Annotated in this window: 17 protein-coding genes and 2 pseudogenes; 3 read left to right on the top strand and 16 right to left on the bottom strand. The window is 48.0% G+C overall.

Annotated elements, in window-relative coordinates; translation table 11 throughout:
- Positions 1–14: 14 nt before the first annotated feature.
- The 9 genes and pseudogenes from L691_RS0114880 to L691_RS0114845 all read right to left on the bottom strand — a co-directional run bounded on the left by L691_RS0114880 (position 15) and on the right by L691_RS0114845 (position 9376).
- Positions 15–590 carry an NAD(P)H-dependent oxidoreductase gene (locus tag L691_RS0114880; RefSeq protein WP_025691275.1) on the bottom strand — a complete coding sequence of 192 codons (576 nt, stop codon included), beginning with the start codon at positions 588–590 and terminating at the stop codon, positions 15–17.
- 219 nt (positions 591–809) lie between these two features.
- Entirely contained in the window at positions 810–1112 is a 303-nt protein-coding gene (locus L691_RS0114875; protein ID WP_036639383.1) for an ArsR/SmtB family transcription factor, read from the bottom strand.
- 17 nt (positions 1113–1129) lie between these two features.
- A complete protein-coding gene (locus L691_RS0114870; protein ID WP_198023047.1) occupies positions 1130–2065 on the bottom strand; it encodes a bile acid:sodium symporter family protein in 936 nt (311 codons plus the stop codon).
- 246 nt (positions 2066–2311) lie between these two features.
- Complete coding sequence (locus L691_RS0114865; RefSeq protein WP_025691272.1) at positions 2312–3043, bottom strand: Stf0 family sulfotransferase; 732 nt, start codon at positions 3041–3043, stop codon at positions 2312–2314.
- Positions 3043–3660 (bottom strand): adenylyl-sulfate kinase, encoded by a 618-nt coding sequence (cysC, locus tag L691_RS0114860; protein ID WP_036737160.1) that lies wholly within the window; start codon positions 3658–3660, stop codon positions 3043–3045. The genes L691_RS0114865 and cysC overlap by 1 nt, the downstream gene beginning before the upstream one ends.
- Before the next feature lie 111 nt (positions 3661–3771).
- Positions 3772–4033, bottom strand: a pseudogene (locus L691_RS32845) (CD3324 family protein).
- A 206-nt stretch (positions 4034–4239) separates the two neighbouring features.
- On the bottom strand, positions 4240–4581 hold the full coding sequence (locus tag L691_RS0114855) for a hypothetical protein (RefSeq protein ID WP_025691270.1): 342 nt from the start codon (positions 4579–4581) through the stop codon (positions 4240–4242).
- A gap of 202 nt (positions 4582–4783) precedes the next feature.
- Positions 4784–7177: a polyprenyl synthetase family protein gene (locus L691_RS0114850; RefSeq protein ID WP_025691269.1), complete on the bottom strand. Its 2394-nt coding sequence runs from the start codon at positions 7175–7177 to the stop codon at positions 4784–4786.
- Between the two features lie 129 nt (positions 7178–7306).
- Positions 7307–9376, bottom strand: coding sequence for a serine hydrolase domain-containing protein (locus L691_RS0114845; protein WP_025691268.1), 2070 nt, complete (start codon positions 9374–9376; stop codon positions 7307–7309).
- A gap of 182 nt (positions 9377–9558) precedes the next feature.
- Here L691_RS0114845 and L691_RS0114840 point away from each other — a divergent pair.
- Positions 9559–10122 (top strand): annotated as a pseudogene (locus L691_RS0114840) (cation diffusion facilitator family transporter); the annotation flags it as partial.
- A 136-nt stretch (positions 10123–10258) separates the two neighbouring features.
- On the opposite strand, the gene L691_RS0114835 reads toward L691_RS0114840, so the two are convergent.
- From L691_RS0114835 to L691_RS0114805, 7 genes are all read right to left on the bottom strand, one after another.
- Positions 10259–10945: a transaldolase family protein gene (locus L691_RS0114835; protein ID WP_025691266.1), complete on the bottom strand. Its 687-nt coding sequence runs from the start codon at positions 10943–10945 to the stop codon at positions 10259–10261.
- A gap of 25 nt (positions 10946–10970) precedes the next feature.
- Entirely contained in the window at positions 10971–11900 is a 930-nt protein-coding gene (locus L691_RS0114830) for a glycyl-radical enzyme activating protein (protein ID WP_025691265.1), read from the bottom strand.
- A gap of 52 nt (positions 11901–11952) precedes the next feature.
- Entirely contained in the window at positions 11953–14319 is a 2367-nt protein-coding gene (locus L691_RS0114825) for a glycyl radical protein (protein WP_025691264.1), read from the bottom strand.
- Between the two features lie 70 nt (positions 14320–14389).
- Positions 14390–15349: a LacI family DNA-binding transcriptional regulator gene (locus tag L691_RS0114820; protein WP_025691263.1), complete on the bottom strand. Its 960-nt coding sequence runs from the start codon at positions 15347–15349 to the stop codon at positions 14390–14392.
- A gap of 295 nt (positions 15350–15644) precedes the next feature.
- Positions 15645–16037, bottom strand: coding sequence for a VanZ family protein (locus L691_RS33970; RefSeq protein ID WP_025691262.1), 393 nt, complete (start codon positions 16035–16037; stop codon positions 15645–15647).
- A gap of 16 nt (positions 16038–16053) precedes the next feature.
- A complete protein-coding gene (locus tag L691_RS29015) occupies positions 16054–17181 on the bottom strand; it encodes a DUF4179 domain-containing protein (protein WP_036737158.1) in 1128 nt (375 codons plus the stop codon).
- Complete coding sequence (locus L691_RS0114805) at positions 17178–17441, bottom strand: sigma factor (protein WP_025691261.1); 264 nt, start codon at positions 17439–17441, stop codon at positions 17178–17180. Before L691_RS0114805 ends, L691_RS29015 begins: the two co-directional genes overlap by 4 nt.
- Positions 17442–17723: 282 nt before the next feature.
- On the opposite strand from L691_RS0114805, the gene L691_RS0114800 reads away from it, so the two are divergent.
- Together L691_RS0114800 and L691_RS0114795 are read left to right on the top strand one after the other, a co-directional pair.
- Positions 17724–18305 carry an RNA polymerase sigma factor gene (locus L691_RS0114800; protein WP_025691260.1) on the top strand — a complete coding sequence of 194 codons (582 nt, stop codon included), beginning with the start codon at positions 17724–17726 and terminating at the stop codon, positions 18303–18305.
- Positions 18274–19872 carry a DUF4179 domain-containing protein gene (locus L691_RS0114795; RefSeq protein ID WP_025691259.1) on the top strand — a complete coding sequence of 533 codons (1599 nt, stop codon included), beginning with the start codon at positions 18274–18276 and terminating at the stop codon, positions 19870–19872. Before L691_RS0114800 ends, L691_RS0114795 begins: the two co-directional genes overlap by 32 nt.
- Positions 19873–19967: the final 95 nt, after the last annotated feature.

Here is a 19967-nt window from a genome sequence, read left to right as displayed (position 1 = left end):
GTATGCGGCTGCGGTTAACCTCGCGTGCGAGAGAGGGCGGGCCGTCCCTCCACATAGTCGGCGTAATCCGCCGCATACTTCTCCAGCTGTTCATTGCTCACTTCGCGAATTCCGCTCACTACAAAGTGCGGACGATAGATCATTCCGGCCAGGTTGGCGGTCTGCTGGAACGGCCGCAGCAGCTCGCTGTAAGAGTAATTATGAAAGCCTCCGGCTTGGTACATGCTTTGCGCGCCTCCCGAAGAGGTGGCAATGAGCAGTTCCTTGCCATTCAGCTTATCGCCGCCTCTGCCGTGCGCGAAGCCGAGCTCGAATACTTCATCCATCCATTTCTTCAGCAAGGAAGGCGAGCTGTACCAGAAAAATGGGAATTGAAGCACGATGCGGTCATGAGACATCAACAGCGCCTGCTCGCGGGCGACGTCGATCTTTTCGTCCGGATACGTCTCGTACAGGCGGTGTACAGTAACATTGCCTCTTCGTTCAATCTCGGCCGTGAGGCGTTTGTTAATCCGGGACGTCTCCAAATCCGGATGCGCAACGATAACGAGCGTTGCGGCGCTGCCGGACGGGTTGGAAGGGTTGGACATGTGGAACAGCTCCTTTTTTAGGGCGAATTTAGGCTTGCACTTTCTGTACGGGTTTTCGCAAGCCGGGTCGATCAATCGAAAAAAATATCACCGCCTTCATTAATACAATTCGAGAAATGTCGATTCTTTGGGTAAAAAAATTAAGTTACAAATCTCGAATTATCGATTTGTTTTTTATATAAAAACTGAATTCAATGGTTTGAATCCAGTCTTTATGATTTAAAGGTCTTGCTGAATGTAGGAAGCAATTTGTTTAATTGCCTCTTCATCTCTTCTGTAATATGTCCATTTTCCCAGCCGAGTCGCATGGACAAGTCCCGCCCGCTGCAGGACGGACAAATATTGAGATGTTGTGGATTGGGTCATATTGAGTTTTGTTGTAATCTGGCTGACGCATACCCCAACCTCGATAAGATCAACGCCTCCCTGGGGTCCAAAATGGGCTTTAGGATCTTTTAACCACTCCAAGATTTGAAGACGCGCTTCATTAGACAGGGCCTTGAATACTTCAATGGGGTCTATTGGTTTCATGCAAACTATTATATCGATGTTTCTCGATATGTCAACCCATTGATGTCAGTCCATTTGCTTAGCACGCTGCTTACCATGGATGCCATCAATTGTTGTACAAGCATGGCGAGAACAACGGGCAGCGCCGCAGCAGCGGGCAGGAACGTAGTCGCAATTACCGCTCCCGCGCTTATATTTCGCATACCAACCGTATAAGTTAGCGAAATCGTGACTCCGGCTTCCTTCCTCCATCCCCATCGGCCTGTCGAATAGCCAAATAGGTAGGCGATGAGTGTCAGAAGAATCACGGTGGCGAGAATACCGACAAGCTTCCACTCAAAATGCAGGAAGAACGGGGCAACGAATGCCCCGTTCAGCGCAACAACTCCCCCGAGCGCGATCTTGGAAAATGGTGCGAGACGGGGCCTCCATACCCGCTCCGCCTCTCCCCGGCTCACATGATTGATGAACATGCCAAGCAGTGAAGGAAACACAATCATGAGCAAGAGCTTCCATACCATCCCCAGCGCATTGATGTGCACCTCTGAAGCGAACAGGAAAGACAGCATTCCTGGAACGACGAACGGGGCAAGAAGCGTATCCAGCAGGATGACCGCAATGGTCAAAGTCACGTCTCCCCCTTTGTGCGCTACCCAGAACAAGGTCGTAACGCCTGTCGGAATAGCGGTTCCGAGCACCAGGCCGGTAATTGTCTCAACATCCCCGCTAAAGAGCGCCTTCCCGAGCAGCCATGCAACGAGCGGCATGACAAAATGCAGAAGAATTAGAGCGCAAATCATCGGCGACGGTCTCCGGAACACACGGACGAAATCTCTGGAGCTCGTCCCCAAACTTCCTGCCAGCGTCATAAAGGCAAACAACCAGGTGGATAAAAAACCATAGGGCTTTAACCAAACGGTGAACAGCATACCGGTAATCAGACTTGTGGGGGTAATCCATGGCATGATTCGGTCAAACATCCGGTTTATGGTGGTTAGCATGGGTTCGTTCCGATTGTCATTATTTGTTGCCTCCTACCCTGCCGGGTGCGGATCACCCGGCTTACATCTCTTGGCTTATCCTAGTAGTACATTCTCTCATAATTGTAATGATATTTTCAATCCGAGATTTGGAAATAATGAGCGGCCGAGCGAGTACAATCGTATTTTTACCGCTGTATGTGACATAGCGGCATGAGTGCCCCTCCCCGATCACCATCTTCTGTTTTCCCATCCCCGCTGGCTCTCTTCCCGAAACCGCTGCACCCATTGCTCCGCAGTATCGTCTGCCAGTTTATCCAACGCTGGTGGAGCTACGCTAATGTTATCGGCCTGAATATCCAAAAACTCCAACACCTTCATAACCGTGCCTTCAAAGTCCTGAATAAAATCTTCGTAGACAATCGTCAGCGGGACGATACCGGACTCCGAGAAGAAGTCCTCAATTGCCGCTTCGCACATCGTGCTTTGAAGGAGCAGATATTGGATGGCTTCAAAATTATACTTATCCGAAATATCATGTTCCTGAGACTGTTCCCCGTAGTTTCGATGCCATTCTCCGGTAACGATCGCACGCCACCACGAGACAGCCAATCTAACTTTGTTGCGGCGCGTCATATAAATATGCTTGTAACAATTAGGGAAGGCGGCGCTCCACACCTCCGCCCGTGAAGCATTCTGCGGGAGCCCCGACATGGTGCGGAACGCGTCAATCCATCTCTGTTCAAACCCCGTTTTCACCCCGAAGACGCCATTAGGCGTTGTTCCACATTGCCATATTTGTTCCAGATCCTCACGCTTGAATGTGACGGGACTATTGTACTGAAAATGCAGCCACTCGCGGGGATCGCCCGCCACCCCTGTTGAGGCCAACGCATAATTGAGCAGTGTGCTTCCCGTCCGCTGCGAGAACCAGATCGTATAACTTAATTTAGGCCGTGTCATCAAGCTTCCTCTCTTTCTGACTTAATATCGAACTTTCGGATGATGAACTCAACAAGTTGCTGCGTACAGTTCTCGATAGAGGTGTCTTCCGTGTCTACAGTTAACTCAGGTAGTATTGGTGCTTCATAAAGGGAATCGACTCCTGTGAAATAACGGAGTTCACCCTTTCTGGCTTTCTGGTAAAGTCCTTTAGGGTCGCGTCTTTCACACATTTCGATTGAACATTTCACATAGACTTCTGCAAAATCCTTGGGATCAAAACGATGTCTAACCTTATCTCTAGCTTCTCTTGCGGGTGAAATCATCGGAACGAGAACGACAAAACCAACATTCAAGAACATGGCTGCCACTTCCGCAGCACGCCGCAAATTTTCCTCACGGTCTTCTTCAGAAAACCCGAGGTCGCGATTTAATCTAGCTCTAAGCTCATCTCCATCCAACACAACGCATTTGAAGCCCCGTTTGAACAAGGTTTCCTCGACATGTTGACTTAGCGTCGTTTTACCTGAACCGGACAACCCAGTGAACCATACGACTCCGCCCCGATGTCCGTTCATACGTTCAATAGCTTTTCTGCGGATCGCTGATCCCTCCCCTTTTATGCTTCCGAGGATCATTCTAACAACTGGAAACGCCTGGATATATAGAGCAAATACTTAGGAATTATTCTCTACATAAAAAAGCCACATCAGAAATGAATCCAATGTGACTTGAGGTATGGTAATGAATTATTTTAATTTCGAATAAACAATTTTCTTAATGCTTTCCAGCGAAAGAAAATATTGCTCCGAAAGCTGATCCATCGTCACGCCTTCCGAGAATCTTTGGCGGATTTCAAGATTTCGCTCCTAGATATATTTTCGACTGCCGGATTTTACGCCCCATCCCTCGCGTACTCCTTCAGGTTTAGGAACGTACACCATAGCACCACAAATGTTGTACTTCCTTTAGTAACTCCTCTGGTAAAATCTCAGCATTGACATATTTCATGATCACTCTACTCCTTAAAATAAATTTCATTTCAAGGCAGCAAAGTCTCATTATAAACGGATTTCACCATAAAAGGATGTAAGGCGGTCTGCCTTTATTCGCTCTACACAAACAACCGCCGTTGTTCATAATGTAGACTTTGCATAGAGCGGATTCTCTACTTGGTCATCATACATGGCTTGTGTCACCCCCCCGGCCACTAATGATTAATAAACCATCCAAATCCGTCCATTCTCATAGATCTGAACATCCTGGGACGAATGAATGAAGTCCGATCCGCTCACATATCCGGTCTCTTTCATCTTTCGCGTGCCCTCTTCCCAACCGGGGCGGTCATGGACAATGGTGTAACAATATACGATTTGATCGTCCTCTTCGTCTTCTTGCGATCCCAGGTATACCAAATCTTCGCCAAACAGCGATTTCAGATATTCCCTGGCATTCGCATGCGAGTGAAACCTCGGAAGCGCCTCTTCGAACTGCCGGGACAGCATCTTGCGTTTGCCCGAAAGGGTGTAATAGCGGTCTAACTCCTCTTTATTGATCACAACATTCGACTCCTTTACCAAGTATGGTTTTTAACAAAATATCACTTGGCGCTGCGGCGCGCAATCCATGAGCGCAGAATGTCGTTACAGCTCAATCACTTTTGTGGCAATATTGTTGCAAAATTCCCGGTCATGCTCCACAAAAGAAGGGTTGGCGAATGTTCAAGCATACCCTATCTGCAATCTCAACCATGTAACTTTTTTAACGGTCCCGGTTCACCAAATAATCCAGCAAATGCTTCAAAAACGCAGTATTCCGGGGAACCTCTCTCAAAGCCTCAGCAGCCAGGCAGTAGTGCTCCCACATCTCTTTTCTGGCGCCACCCAGTCCAAGGACGGATACAAAGGTTGAACTGTTGTTTTGGGTATCCTTTCGCGTAGGTTTGCCGAGCACGTGCCGATCGCCTTCCACATCAAGCAAATCATCCTTAATCTGAAAGGCAATGCCCGCATGATAGGCGAACTTCTTCAATGCCGCGATTTCATAATTCTCTACCTGAGCAAGAATAGCAGGCATCACCAGCGAGGCTTCAAAGGCGGCGCCGGTTTTGTAAAAGCACAGCAGGTTCAACTGCTCCTGTGTCAATGTTTTGCCTTTGGATTGCAGGTCCATCGCCTGCCCCCTGCAGATTTCTTCCGCCTTCCCGGCCGAATATTGCATCAAGGCAAGCACGGTCCTCGCGTCGAACCGGTCAAGCGACGCTTGCTCTTTGATCGCCCGCTGGATCAGAAACAGGCCGGTTAATTCCGCTGTTGCGCTGTCATACACCTCATGCAGGGTTGGACGCCCTCTGCGGGTGGACGCATTATCCTGGGACGGCAGATCGTCGAAGATCAGGGATGCGGTATGCATGTATTCGAGTGATCTCAACAGGGGCGTGATGGCTGAAGCGTTCAGTCCATATTCGTTAACGCCCATAACCCAGGTCAAAATCGGCCGCAGCCGCTTCCCGTCCCCTTCGAGACTGTAATTTGCGGCATCAATAAGCGGATCTTTCATCGGAAGGGTCCCGGTATTTGGGGGAATCTGCAATAGGTTGTTGATCTGCTCGCGGACTGTTTTGACCGTATTCTGGAAGTCTTCCTTTTCCTGCCGGTCATTTTTCAAAAAGGAATTCATCTGGTCCCGCAGCAGCTTATCGAAGAAATCCACGTCCTCTGCCTTTCGGACCATCTTTTGGATGAGACGATTGAATTCGGGATCGCCGGAAGCAAAAATATTCATAACTTCGTTATACTTATCATCGCCCAAGCGTTCTTTGCAGCGTTTCAGGACATTGATGGCGCGATCCAGAATCACCTCACGGGTCTTGGTGTCAGAGCGGTAGACGTTATGGATCAGATGGCTGATGACTGTCCAGTATAATTCATAAGGGTTGATCAGATCAGGACGCTGGTTATGGTACTTTAAATAATACGTATAAGGCGTTACCGCGCCGTCCCTCATATCGTCGAACATATCCGCAAAATCGTCGGCCAACTGGTTGTAAATGCCATAATAAAACGTACGATGATCAAAGCCATCATCCACGGAAGCATGGATTACGGAACGGACGATCAGCCTGGAGGATGCGGATTTTATAATGACGGGGATATACAGCTCTTCGTTGGTGTAATTGGCGCAGGACAGATCCTTTTCGCGGTCGATATCCTGGGATTGAAAAAACACATACGACTGCTCGAAAAATGTGCTCACCGTCTCCGGACGCTGAAGGCCCTTAATATATTCAAAAGCATCCCGGAGCTCGGAATGGACGTATCGAATGAATTCCACATTTTCTCCGGTCCACCCGCCAATCTCCGGCACGATCCCAGTGAGAAGCGCGGTCCTTATCATACGGGAATACCGTTCTTTCTCCCCGGTAGTCAAGAGCTGAGAATCGAGCAGATCGTCAATAAAAGGATAGGTCAGTCCGTAGGAAAACCCTAGCCGGATGGCTTCATCCAGTCTCCTTGAACGTTCCGCAGGCGGCGTTTCCTCCCCCATCTCATCAATCACATGCAGAACAACCCCGACAATAATTTTGATCAGTTTACGTTGGGCTTGCTCGGCATTCAGTTCTTTCGGAATATGGACCGCCATGTTCTTAAGTTTGTCGATTACCCAAATAGCGGCGGTCTCGACGCCTTCCTTCTGCGCCCATCGGTAAAACCCGGCCAGGCTCATATACTCGGGCGGGTCTCCCCGATTCGTTCCGGCTGAATGAAGCAAATGGTTTTTGATGCCGGCAACCACCTGCCGAATCCGCGCCTTCGTACCGGGGGAATCGAGAGCTTTGCCGAGATCTCTCATGTAAATGTAAGAAACGCTGCGATCCAGATAATCGTCCAGTTTGCCCGTATAATTCAGCCATCCGATATACCGGTGATAATCCCGGGTGCCCGGTTTTTGCTTTCCCCGCGAAAAATAAGACCACCACGACCGATGACGAACATGGTTTCGTTTCCATACTTCAATATCTTGGGTCAAGACAGGAACATACGTCTTCTCCTTCACCTGCCCGTAAAGGGAGGCAAAATACTGAGCCGCCTTCTGCTCTGCCATCCGGTACCATGTATCGGAAAAATCTGAAAATCCCTCATTTATGCGATTCATTGCCATACGATTTACCTCTGCTTCTCAGTTTGTTAACTCATGTTGTTTCTTTATACGGGAAAGAAGCTTGTTGGTTACCAAATCGTTAGGAGGGAGTATCTCCGAAACTAAGATCAGTCCGTAAGCAAACTACTTCTCCAAGGTAATGCGGAATACAGTGCCGGCATCGCCTGCAAATACAATCGTTCCATTTTCAGGCAAAACCACTTTATTATTACTGCTGATTACGGTGTAGCTCACGCATTTTCCCTGGGCGTCATACACTGCAAAAGCACCTTTCGCTGGCGTTGCGACAGTTATCTTTTTACCGGCTGCGGCAGAGGGAACTCTGTACCATTTTGCGTTGCCATCGGCTTGTACAGTAACCGCTGAATGTTTCCCCGCAAATAGCGGCTTTACGATATCCTCACTGACATACAAGCTTCCAGCGGCTTCAAGGTACTCAATTCCGTCTTTTGTGTAAAAACGGTATTCAGCCGTATCCCGGCTTCCTATCGCAGGAATTTGATGCTGGCTCACAGCCGTATTCGGGCCTGTAATTTTTTTATCCATTAAATAACCCTGCAGATCGTCGGCCCGGGTGATCTTAAGCGTTGGCATAATCATGTAAATGACCGAACTGAACTTCTCGCTCACAGGGTAATAGGTTTTACCTTCCCGCTTCGCCCATGCCTCTGCTGTCTCTGTGGATATTGGATTAGATTCGAGCTTCTCGGCTAAATAATGAGATAAGGCCAGTTGTCCCAAACCCGGAATGGTCGTATATTCTCTGACCCAGAGGTAGGTGCGTCCATTTTTTTCCGTTACAAAACGAGCCTTAGCACTGCCTTCCTGGTTAACAAAAGCCCCCTCCGATGTATACACAAACTTCTGCTCCGGATATCCAGGAATGCTCGGCACCGCTATGGACAGAACCCCATCCTTGACATCAATTTTAACCAGTTGGTTGAGGGTACCATAATAGCCTGCATACTTCATGACGTCGTTTGGCATATCGGCTTTTACCGGCGTACCGAATGATTTCTCGGGTTTGATGTCTTTAATCGTGCCCTTCTCTTTCAATGCTTCAAGAAGCAGCTCACTCGCCAGCAACTCGTTGAGCGAGCTGCTGCCGCCCGAGGACACCACTGCCGCAGCCATGTTCTGCTCGGGAAGGACAACAAAAGAAGTATGATACAAAATCGTATCTCCGCCTTTGCTTAAACCCTTTATTCCATAATCGTTAAACGGAAACAACCTTACGCTGTCCCACCCAAGCCCAAAGTCAATCGAGTTGTCGGCATCTTGGGGCCACAATCCTCTTTTGTACTCCTCTTGCTCCATTGCACGGACCGCCTCGTTCGAGAGAATACCGTCCTTTTGTCCCGTGAATATTTGTGAGAATTGTACCAAATCTTCTGCGGTGGAATAAATTCCGCCAGCTCCAATGGCATTGACCGTTTCATTCGGCAGCTGCTTCTCAAAAGGCGGGAAATAAAGAGCGGCGAACTTGCCTGGTTCCAGTACATCCTGCGGCGTCTTCGTATGGTTCATTTCTAGCGGTCCGGTAAAATATTGATGGATAAATGCGGTAAAATCCATGCCGCTGACTCTCTCAACAAGAATTTCGGCCAGCGTGAATCCGTCATTACAATACACGGAAAAGGCGCCCGGGTCCGCTTTTAAGCTCTGGGTAGACAGTTGCTCCAACAGCGTATCGTGCGCATAGGTGTCTGGATCATTGAACAGAAAAGAATTTCTCAGGCTGCTTCCTTGCAGGCCAGAAGAATGGTTCAGCAGCATACGCGGGGTAATCTGCTTATATCGTTCATCCTTCATCTTGAAATTGGTTATGTACTGCACCAAAGGGGTATCCAGATTGATCTTCCCTTCATCTGCCAATTTCATGACAGCGGCGGCCGTAAACATTTTGCTCGTCGATCCAATTCCATACATGGTATCCTTGCTAAGCGGGATTTTCCCTGCCTTATCGTTTACCCCCGTCTGTCCCGATACCTTAATCTCGCCGTTATCAATTAGTGCATACTGGACGCTGACCGTGCCGTAATTTTTGGTTAACAGCGCCGCCTTTTCAGAAGCGAACTTCTCTAGTGCCTGATTCGTATCGACGACTTTGCTGCTGGACGCTATCGCCTCCGTTGGGACAAGCGGAGTCATTGCAATTACCGCCGTTAGTAACCAAACCAACCTTTTTTTCATTGAAATACCTCCTTTGATGGTAAACTATGATATAGTACGAATTAATAGAAGAAATGGTTCAGTTTACCACGAAAAAAGAATATTCCTTCCTGAATAAAAAATATCATCTTGCCTTTCTGTGGGAAGTAATCGTATATTATATATGAACAATTGCTCATATGTTTATATCAAGGAGGATTTTTATGGGACAACATCAGCACGCTCCCCATCATCATGAACATAACCATGACCACGCAAAAAATCACTCTGCTCATGATCATCCCCACGGTCCCGGGCATCATCATGGCCCCAACAATAAAGCAGGACAAATGATCGCATTTATTATTACAACCGGTATCATGCTGTTAGAGTTTTTTGGAGGATTGATTTCCAGCAGCTTGGCGCTTGTTTCGGATTCGGGCCATATGTTAAGTGATTCGGCCGCTCTGGCGATGAGCCTGTTGGCAATGTGGCTTGCAGCGAAACCCGCCTCTTCCAATAAGTCATACGGTTTCCTTCGGTTAGAGATTTTAGCTGCGCTATTTAACGGTGTGAGTTTGTTTGTCATTTCGGGGTTTATTAATGCTCTGCTTATTCTCAAAAGCGCCTGGGGCGTCATCCGGTGGTCAGTACATATATTGATGGAAGGCACGCCGATCGTTATTGATGCGGGTAAAGTGAAACAAACGCTGTTGACAATCCAAGGGGTACGTGATGTGCATGACCTTCACATTTGGACGATGACTTCAGGGCGGGATTCGCTAACTCAAAAGTTTCCGTCCTAAGCCATCTATATATCGAAAGAGCTGCCGATTGACCCGGCAGCTCTTTCAGTTCATCGAACTCACGGGCAGCAGCGGAACGAATCAGGCGGTTCAAGCCTCGTAATGAACCTAACCCGGTCTAGATTCCCTGCAGCTCCAGCATCGTTTTGTTTTTCCCGAAGGCCTCAGCAAAATCATTGTTAAATGCGGTAATCGCATGATCCGTGGCGGGATGCTTGATTAAGGCCTCCAACACGTCTGGAGCGGCAGTCACCGAACCAATGCCATGCCGGCATAGTTCCAGAATTTGCTGCGAGTTTTTGAAGCTTGCCGCCAAAACCTCGCTGTCAAGTTTATGCATTCGGAGCATATCATGAATATCCATCGCCGCTTTCACGCCGTCCGCACCCATATTGTCTATCCGGTTAACATAAGGAGCCGTGAATTTTGCCCCCGCTTTTGCCGCCATAAAAGCCTGCATCGGAGTATAGATTGCGGTTGCCGTCACGTGTATACCCTCTTTGGATAGAATGCTGATTGCCTTAAGTCCTTGAGCGGAGACCGGAACTTTTACATATAATCCCTCCCCCAGCCGCTTGACCATATAGTGCGCCTCCTCCACCATCTCTTCGGCGGTCTCGGAAATCACCTGCGCATGCAGCGCCGAACCGGCAGGCAAAAACTCCCGAATCCGAAGCAATTGCTTCATCGGATCATTTTTTTCATTTTTCAATATCGTTGGATTGGTGGTAACGCCGTCATATGGAAACAGATCATACATCCGGGTAATCGCTTCAAAATTTGCGGTATCAAGCAATATAAGCATTTTTCTCTCTCCTTTGCAGATTCATTTATTTGATCAAATTCGTAATGCCTGCATCCAACGCGATGGTGTGGAAGTGTGTCATTTCTTCATCGCTGTACATTCGGGGATTTCTGTCAAAGCAAAATTTCTGTTCGACATGGTAATATTTGGCCTGTGCCAAGGGATTATAATTCAACAGCTCGTATTTAACGTCAGGCCGGATGGCAGATATAAAAGAAGAAATGCTGCGGATATTATCGTCAAAAGCCGTATATTCAGGAATCAGGGGAGTACGGACAATCACTTCAGCTTGGGTATTACCTGTGAGCAGCCATTTCAGATTTTCTTTAATCCGGGCATTGGACACGCCTGTATGCCTCTTATGCAGTTCAGTATCAAAAATTTTAAAATCCGCGTAGATCAAATCCAGCATTCCAGCCGCTTGTTCCAGTATGGCCGGGGACGTCTGCAAGCTGCTCTCGATCGCTGTATGAAGGCCTGCTTGTTTCAAGTCCATTAACAGCTGTAAAGCAAATTCGTGCTGAAACAGAGGTTCCCCGCCGGAAAGGGTCACTCCACCGTTATACTTGAAAAAGCGGCGATCCTTCATCACTTCTGTGACAACCTCGTTTATCGTCATAACCTGGCAGTCCAAGGACAGCGCTCCGGCAGGACACACGTCGATGCATGCCTCACAATCTTCGATCTGATCCCGCCCAAGCTTGATCCGTGTTCGGTTCTCGAAGGCGGAAGCGCCGTACAGACTATTCCGGGCGCACAAACCGCACCGGATGCATTTATTGCGGAAATAGACCAAATGGGTCTGAAATGCAATCCCTTCCGGATTCTGGCACCAACGGCAAGCAAGAGGACAGCCTTTCAGAAATATGTTGGTACGGATTCCGTGGCCGTCATGGGTGGAGAATCTTCGGATATCGAAAATCTTCCCGGATGTCATTTCCGCTGCATGTTCCATAGCTGTCTCCTCCTGTATCGCCGTCTCCCCTGCCCGCTGTGCGGCTTTCAACTCAAATCTCCCCGTAGCTGGTTCTTGCGATAATTTCATTTTGCAGCTCATCCGCAAGTTCCGTGAAATAGGCGGTATATCCCGCTACTCTAACCGTAAGTCCGCGGTAATCCTCGGGAGACGCTTTCGCCGCGATCAGATCTTCTTTTTTTAATACATTGAACTGGATATGAGGAATTTCAAGATCGACAAAGGTCCGTAGGAACTGGGAAAACTTGTTGATCCCACTCTCTGTTTTGAAAAATTCCGGCAAAAACTTCATGTTCAGCAGACCGCCGTTGCTCGTCAAGTGGTTGTCAAGCCTTGATACGGAATTCAGCACAGCGGTCGGTCCGTTCAGATCCCTGCCGTATACCGGGGACATTCCGCCGTCCGCCAACGGTTCCCGCGAATATCTTCCGTCCGGCGAAGCGCCGACATTTTCCCCCATAGGGATATGCGCTGAAACGGTATACATTCCCGTATGATAGAGTCCTCCACGGTAATTCCGGTAGTGCGACAGGCATTCGTTGAAGGTTCTGGCCCACTTGGCTCCTAGCTCATCAACCCAGACGATGTCGTTGCCATATTTGGGAGCTCTGTTCAGCAGCATAGCCCGAGTAACCTCATGGCCAGCAAAGTTGGCGCGAAGCGCCCTGAGCAATTCTCCGGACGTAATCCGCTTCTCGTCAAACACAAGCTTCTTAATCGCCGCCAAGCTGTCCGCCAGGTTTGCGATTTGAATCATTTGAATTCCCGAGAAGTTGTATTTGGCCCCGCCTGCGGTAACATCCTTGCCCAGCTCCACGCAGTTGTCAATGACCGAAGAAAGGAACGGTGAAGGAAGAGTATCGATATGAGCTTTCTCCACTGCTTCACAAGCCGCAATCATTTTGCCGATAAAATAATGGATTTGCTTCGCGAATGCAGCCTCAAGCTGTTCGAACGATTCGTAGGTTTCGATATTACCAAGATCGGGAGCCAGCGCCTTGCCCGTAATGAGACATTTGCCGTTGTTAAGCGTAAGCTCAAGCACCTTGTTGAGATTGAACATCGCGGCGTCGCTCCAGCCTAAATTATTGCCCGGTGTTGTAAGCTCTACGCAACCGACGATCGCATAATTGTTGGCGTCCTCCTGGCTAATGCCAAGGCGAGTCATGGCGGGAATAACCGATTCATCGTTAAAAAATTGCGGCATTCCGCTTCCCAGAGATACAACCCGGATGCTCTCCTTAAGCAGCTCCTCCGGTGTGTTCGTGTGAAGTCTCACCGAGAGATTGGGCTGCGGGAGCAGCAGATGCTCCTGCGCCTTCAGAAGAATGAAGGATAACTCGTTGGTTGCGTCTTTGCCATCCGGAGTCTGACCGCCAACCGCAATGTTGAACCCGATCGGGAACCCCGCGAAGAATTTGGCGCTGTGGGAATTTCTCAAATAGACAATCTGATTGAATTTCAGCCAGAGGCATTCAATGATTTCAAGCGCTCTTTGTTCGTCAATCGTCCCGCGTTCCAAGTCTTTCTTGAAGTAGGGGTACAGATACTGGTCCATCCGTCCAGGAGAGAAAGAAGAAGCGTTCGATTCCAAATGCAGGATGGCGAAGAGGAACCAAAGCGACTGAACGGCTTCATGAAAGCTCTCGGCGGGACGCTGGGACAGATTACGGCAGTTGTCGGCGGTCGCTCTCATATCCTGGCGGATGGCAGGATCGCTCTCTGACTCCAGCTTCTCCAGAATCAGACGATGATAGCGAAGCATAAATTCTTGCGCGCCTTCCATCACTAAAATGACGCTTTCATAGAACTCCCTGCTTTCTCCCTCGCATACGGCCAGCCTTGCGGATGCTTCCTGCTTAATGCCTTCCGGCCCGAGTTTCAGCCATTTCTCGGTGTTTGGGCAGATATGCCCTTGGGCATGATCTTTTTGATTAATCTTCACCACTAGAGCGATTTCATCAATTTCGCTGCCGTATCGTTCCCGAATAACATCCTCCAGCGAGCGGGATTTCCAGTACGGTCTAATGTCCTGCCTGAACATCTCAATATCCTCCTGGCGGACTTGAAACTTATCCTGCGGACGTGTGGGAAGGCTTTCAAATTCTCTGTCGATCCAGGAAGTCCCGCTCTCCGGAAAAACAATGCCCTGCCGTACTCCCCTGCTCCGGTTTCCTACAATAAGCTCTTCATTGTGGGTATCGATTGAGAGATGAAGAAGTGCGTTTTTGAGCGATAAGGCACGTTTTACAATGGCGGACCGATCCGGATGCCGTTTATACGTATCGGTAATTATTCGGGCCTGTTCAATTGAAACATACCGCTTCTCATCCAGCATTTTCTTTTTTAGCGTTTCCACTCTTTCCGGCTTCTTCAGTCCTGCTAACGTTCGGTTCATACCTTTCTGCCTCCAGTCTTTGATTGTTCACAAATTCACATATGACTGCAGCAAATGCGTACATTCCGGATCAAACCGTTCCTCTTTCAATGAGTTTAGCGGGTAATTCCTCATTTGATAAATCACCATTTACGGCTTGAAGGAAAAGGTTTTTTCCCATATCCTCAAGAGGGATTTCTATTGTCGTAATATTCATCATCTTGGCTATTGGCTGATTATCGAACCCAATGATTGCAAGTTCATCTGGTATAGAAATAAGCCGATTCTTACAACAGGTAACAATTCCTGCCGCGACTTGATCGCTAGTGACCAACAATGCCGTTGGCGGAGCATCCATTTCTTGTATTTGCTTAATGACCTTGTCTCCGTCCTCAAAATAGAAGCATTCATCGAGAGTATAATCAGGCTTATATAGTAAATTATATTTCTTAACAAAATCCCTATATGCCATTTCCCGCTCATGGCTATTTGTCCCCGACCTTCTGCCAATACAATATCCAATTTTGTTATGACCTTTACGATACAAATATTCTAAGGCTTCAACAAAAATGTTGTAGTGGTTGACAAAAGTGGTTGACACCTCGTTCCCCTTAATATTTTCACATAAAACAATGGGTCCAAATGGCAAATGTTCTTCTATCGTTGATAAATCACAGGTTCTCGAACAAATGATTAACGAATCAATCTGTTTTTGCTGTAACATTTGTAAAGCTTCCAGTTCCCTGCTCTCCATATAATCGGTTTGAAATAAGACTAACTTATAGTTGTATTCCAATGCTTGCTTGGCTATCCCTTTTAGCAACAAACCGAAGTAGGGATGATCCGAGAACGGGAGAACCACACCCATCAACAACGTTTTCCCTGTACTTAAATGAACAGCATTTATGTTCTTATGATAATTACTGACCTTAACCGCCTCTAGAACAGCATTCTTTTTTTCTTCGCTGACATAGGGGTGATTATTTAATACACGGGAGACCGTTGTGACAGATACTCCAGCCATCTTTGCCAAATCTTTAATATTTGTCATGCGCTCACCTTTTCAACCGAAATAATCATCAAAGGATTTAATGGATCTCACTTCCATCTGTTGTCCGGATACTTTTAAATAAAAATACGCCGCCGCATATATAATTAAGCAAGGTACCATCAATATTAAACAAAGCCCAATTAATCCAAACATTAGATTCTCCCCTCGCTTTCTGATCTTCGTTATGAGTGTAAGTTATGAAATGCGTTCCATGTCAAATATAAAAACCACTTCCCAATGGAAGTGGCTGCTCGAATTCTCCTTCATTCAAGGCGCATCTTCAATCAACTAACAGTTAACGAGAGGAAGCTTTACCGTCTTGCAGCAAAGGCCGGAATGCATTTGCTTTTAATATCAGCGACAGCACCGCGTACCCGGCGATCCCCCCAAACGTGTTGGCAATCAAATCATTAATATCCGAGCTTCGGGCACTGCCAAGCGTCTGAGCGATGATAAACTGTACCAGCTCGATGGTTCCGCTCAGAATAAGAGTCGCCTTCCCGGCATCCTTCCAGCTGTTCGTTCTCCCCGAAACAAGCGGCCACAAAAAGCCAAACGGCAGCATCATGGTTATGTTCAACATAAACGATTTTAGATCAGCCGTCAGAAACGGAATCCAATTGATGGACTTATACCAAGCGTTCTGCGATGCGTATATTCCAATGTTGATTGTAAACCTGATATCCATTTCGAATTCACCTTCTTTATTTATTCGTAAGGTCAATCCGGATTTCCAGGCCGTCCACAAATTGGCTGTTTTTGATTTCCTTCGGGAAGCCTCCGTCATTGTTCTTGAATGGTTTCAGGATCAAATATTTAGTTCCGCTGCTTGCGGAAGCATAATGCGCTCTCGTTGTGAATTTGTTGCCTTGAATAACGCCTTGGCCGCTCAGACGGTCCAGCAGATGGCCCTGATCGTCGTAAACCGCCACATTCGTATAGATCAGATCATGCTCATCCTGCTTAGAGAGCAGCGTTTCCGACATTTTTTCCAGAGAGTATTCCAGCGTTGTGGTGATCGGTGTAACATCAACCGCATTTGCGGTAAAGGTCAGGTCGCCCGCGGTTTTGGCCGCATTCGGTTTGAGGCTGGTGACATCATCGGTCTTCTTCGTAAAGGGAACATTGAGCGTAAAGGTATGATCGATACCGGCCAGCTTCACTTCTACTTCCGCGTCAAAAGCGTCCGGGGCCGTGAACTTCGTTCCTTGGGCCGAAGGGTTGATGCTTTGCTCGACAATAATCGTATTCGGGTGGTCTTCTCCTGCGCCCCAGTATTGGCCTCCTCCGCCTAAAGAGTCAAACTCTCCGCCATTCCCCTTAAAGGTAATAGAGTCAATCGCACTGCTAAGCTTTACGGGACCTTTGACCGTATCGTACATTCCGTCTTTCAGATTCGGCGCCGCCACAGTCAGTGCGTATACAGCACGGCTTCCGTCGAACACGGTTTCTGTAACTTCCAGCTTCACATCTTTATAGGACACGTTGCTGTTAACCTGTGTAGTCAAGCCTTCGTTGGCCGCGTTCTGCAGTCCAAGATCACGTTCTATAGAGCTGAACAGGCTGCCGATCAGCGGTATTTGCCGAATGGAATCAGCCATAGCGGGCGAAGCGAAGCCCGAGGCGAACAAGGTTACACCAAGGACGGCTGCCACGGCGCCGGTTCCAAGAAAACGCCGTCTCCCGGAGCGTTCGGGACGCGCCCCGACGTTCATCTTCCCGCCGGAAATTGAAGCATAGGTCTCCTCCAAACGTCCGCGAACGAAATCGGACATTGGCAGCTCGTTAGCCTTTTCTGCTTTCAACTGTTTATCCAGATCAAATTGATTCATGGTTCATCTTCCCTTCTTCTGTTGCATTCATTAATCAGAATCCGGTAGACCCAAGTTTTGAAAAATCCGGGTTCCCGGAGCGTATCCAGTGATTTATAGGCTTTCAGAATCGTCTCCTGCAGCGCGTCGGCGATATCCTCGTCCTTTTTAACCATTGCGCGTGCGGTATTGTACAGGCCATTTTCAATCTGCCGCGTCAAGCGGATAAATGCTTCACGGTCCCCCTGCTTGGCCAGCTTCACCTCTTGCTCCATACTCATGGTGCCACTCCACCTCCCTCCGTTGCCCTCTGTGTTTATTTTGTTTACATGAATTAGACTGTACAAGTGCCTGAACGGTCACATCACAATCAAAAAAATTTCAAAAAAACAAAAACCGCGCTCAGCGTGGTATCCTCTGACAGGATGCAGTTTGAAAATCACTCAAATGATAACCGCCGGGTCCACATGTTAAGCCATTTTTATAATTTTTTGCAGAAAAGTTAGAAGCGGTTAACCTCCGCCTCGTCTTATAAGTAAAATAAATAAGTTTGGAGGCACTTAATGACGGATAAGGTTAACGATGAAATCATTATCGGCAAGGTGCTGGAAGGGGACCGTGAAGCATTTGCGGCGCTGGTGGATAAATACAAGTCCGGGTTATACATTCTGTTGCTAGGAATGGGCGCGAGCCATCAGGATGCTCAGGATTTAGCCCAAGAGACTTTTATCAACGCCTACCGGAAGCTCAGCGGTCACAACAGCCAATCAAGCTTTGCCGCTTGGCTGTATACCATTGCAGTCAACCGCTTCAGGGATGTTAAGCGGCGGAAAACCTTTAGTGTTGCAAGTAACCCGCCGAAGGCGCAAATCGATGGGACACCCACTCCGGAAGAGATGTACATGCGCAAGGAAAGTGAGCTTGAGCTGCATAAGCTGCTATCCAGATTGCCGGGCCGGTACAGGATCGTACTGCTGCTGCATTATACCAATGATCTGAGCTACGAGGAAATATCGGCAGTTACAGGCATCTCTCTGCATCAAGTCAAAAACCGGCTCTACCGAGCCCGCCAAAAGCTGAGAAAATTATGGCTGCAGCCAAAGGAGGCTTCTCATGAAAAATCGGCATTACACGAGCTTAGATAACATAGTCGAAGATGAACTTCCACTACGCAGAATGTATGCATCCACCGGGATTTCCGATCAATTTACGGAGCAAGTGATGGAGCAACTGCGGCATGTGGAGATGCTGCCTGCTTCCCGCAGATCGCGGAATTGGCAGAGAATGCGCATCAATCATCGTTTGCGGCATGGCTTTCTCTGGGGCAGTGCGGCTCTGGCGACAGGTGCAGCTGCAATGCTCATTATTTCAATACTGTCCGCCCTCGGGACGACTCCACCTATTTCCTCTGTCCCGCAGCCCGTGTCTGAGTTGTCTCAGAGACCTCCTCTGCAAGCCAGTCAATGGGCAGATAGCAGCTTTCGGGAAGCGCAGGCGCTCGGATTAGTACAACAGCCGAGTGTGAAAGTAAGCGACAAGGGCTACACCCTGTCCTTGCAAGAAGTCATTGCCGACTCCTCAAGACTAGTGCTGTCTCTACAGGTTACTGATGAATCGGGACAGCCGGACGATGAGTGGATAAAAAATAGGTTCGTCAATCAGCAATTGCATATTCTAAATGAAGACGGCGAAGAAATAGGATATTTTCTTTCTAGACTTCCATTGGAACATGGATCCAACACTGAGAAATCCCAAAAGTTGTGGTTAACTTACGTATTTTCCCGGCCGCCGGGGGATACCGTAATCATCAAGGGGAACGTTCATAAGCTGTATGTCGGTGACGCTGGTACGGAGCCGCTTTCGGGAAACTGGAGTTTTGCCTACACGGCCGATATGACCAAGTCGAAGAAGTTGACTGTAACGAATGCTCTGGATGAATCTTATACCACCCCAGCCGGACTAAAAATAAACATGCGGCAGCTTATTCGCACTCCTATCGGGGCCCAATTGCAATTCGACACCTCGCTTACAGATGAAGCGGCTGCCCTCCCGCCCAAGGCTCTCCGCAAGCAACTCATGCTTAACTACCATTTTGAAGATGAGAACGGGCGTATTCTCGCCAAAGTGGACGGCCCAGGAAACTATACCGGTTCCCCCCCTAATGTCTACCTGGAGCACTTTATGACAGAAGATACACAGACTAGGACACAGCATTGGACCTATTCCTTCTCGTATCTTCCGTACGACAGCATGAAAGTTCGATTCGTATTGGATAGTTATTCTATCCCTGTGCAATCTGAGGATTCTATTACTTTCCGTCCGGAGAAGCTGAAAGAGCAGTCTATTATGTTTGAAGCGCAAGGCGATATCCTCAAAATCCATGCAATGGATATTGAAAAAAGCTCGAATGAGCCGGGACTCTCGGGCCATATGACAGTCAGCGGGGAAATTGTTAACAGCTTTAATGAGGATCGCTGGATCGCACGGGATGAATCCGGTAAGGAATATAATGTTTACTTTGTTGGAAATGTTAGGAACGGTAACACTATAACCATTGATGAACCGAATGAAGGAGTAAACTCTAAGTCTTATCTCGATGTTTTAGGCATGACTGCTATGCCGCAGGAGCTAACGCTCATCCGCACCGTAACCGACAAGAAGTATACCAATGTGGACTGGAGCTTCGAGTTGCCGCAAATCGAGCGGCATTAGGCGTTAAAAGATATCTAGATTTCCACTTCCACGTTTAGTGCGACATGACATTTGGACTCAAGTAAAAAATGGGCTGTGCCTAGTCAGTTGCATCT

The sequence above is a fragment of the Paenibacillus zanthoxyli JH29 genome (genome assembly GCF_000520715.1).
Classification (GTDB): Bacteria; Bacillota; Bacilli; order Paenibacillales; family Paenibacillaceae; genus Paenibacillus_AQ; species Paenibacillus_AQ zanthoxyli.
Note: the sequence above shows the minus strand (reverse complement) of the source record. Positions and strands in the feature narration are given on the sequence as shown.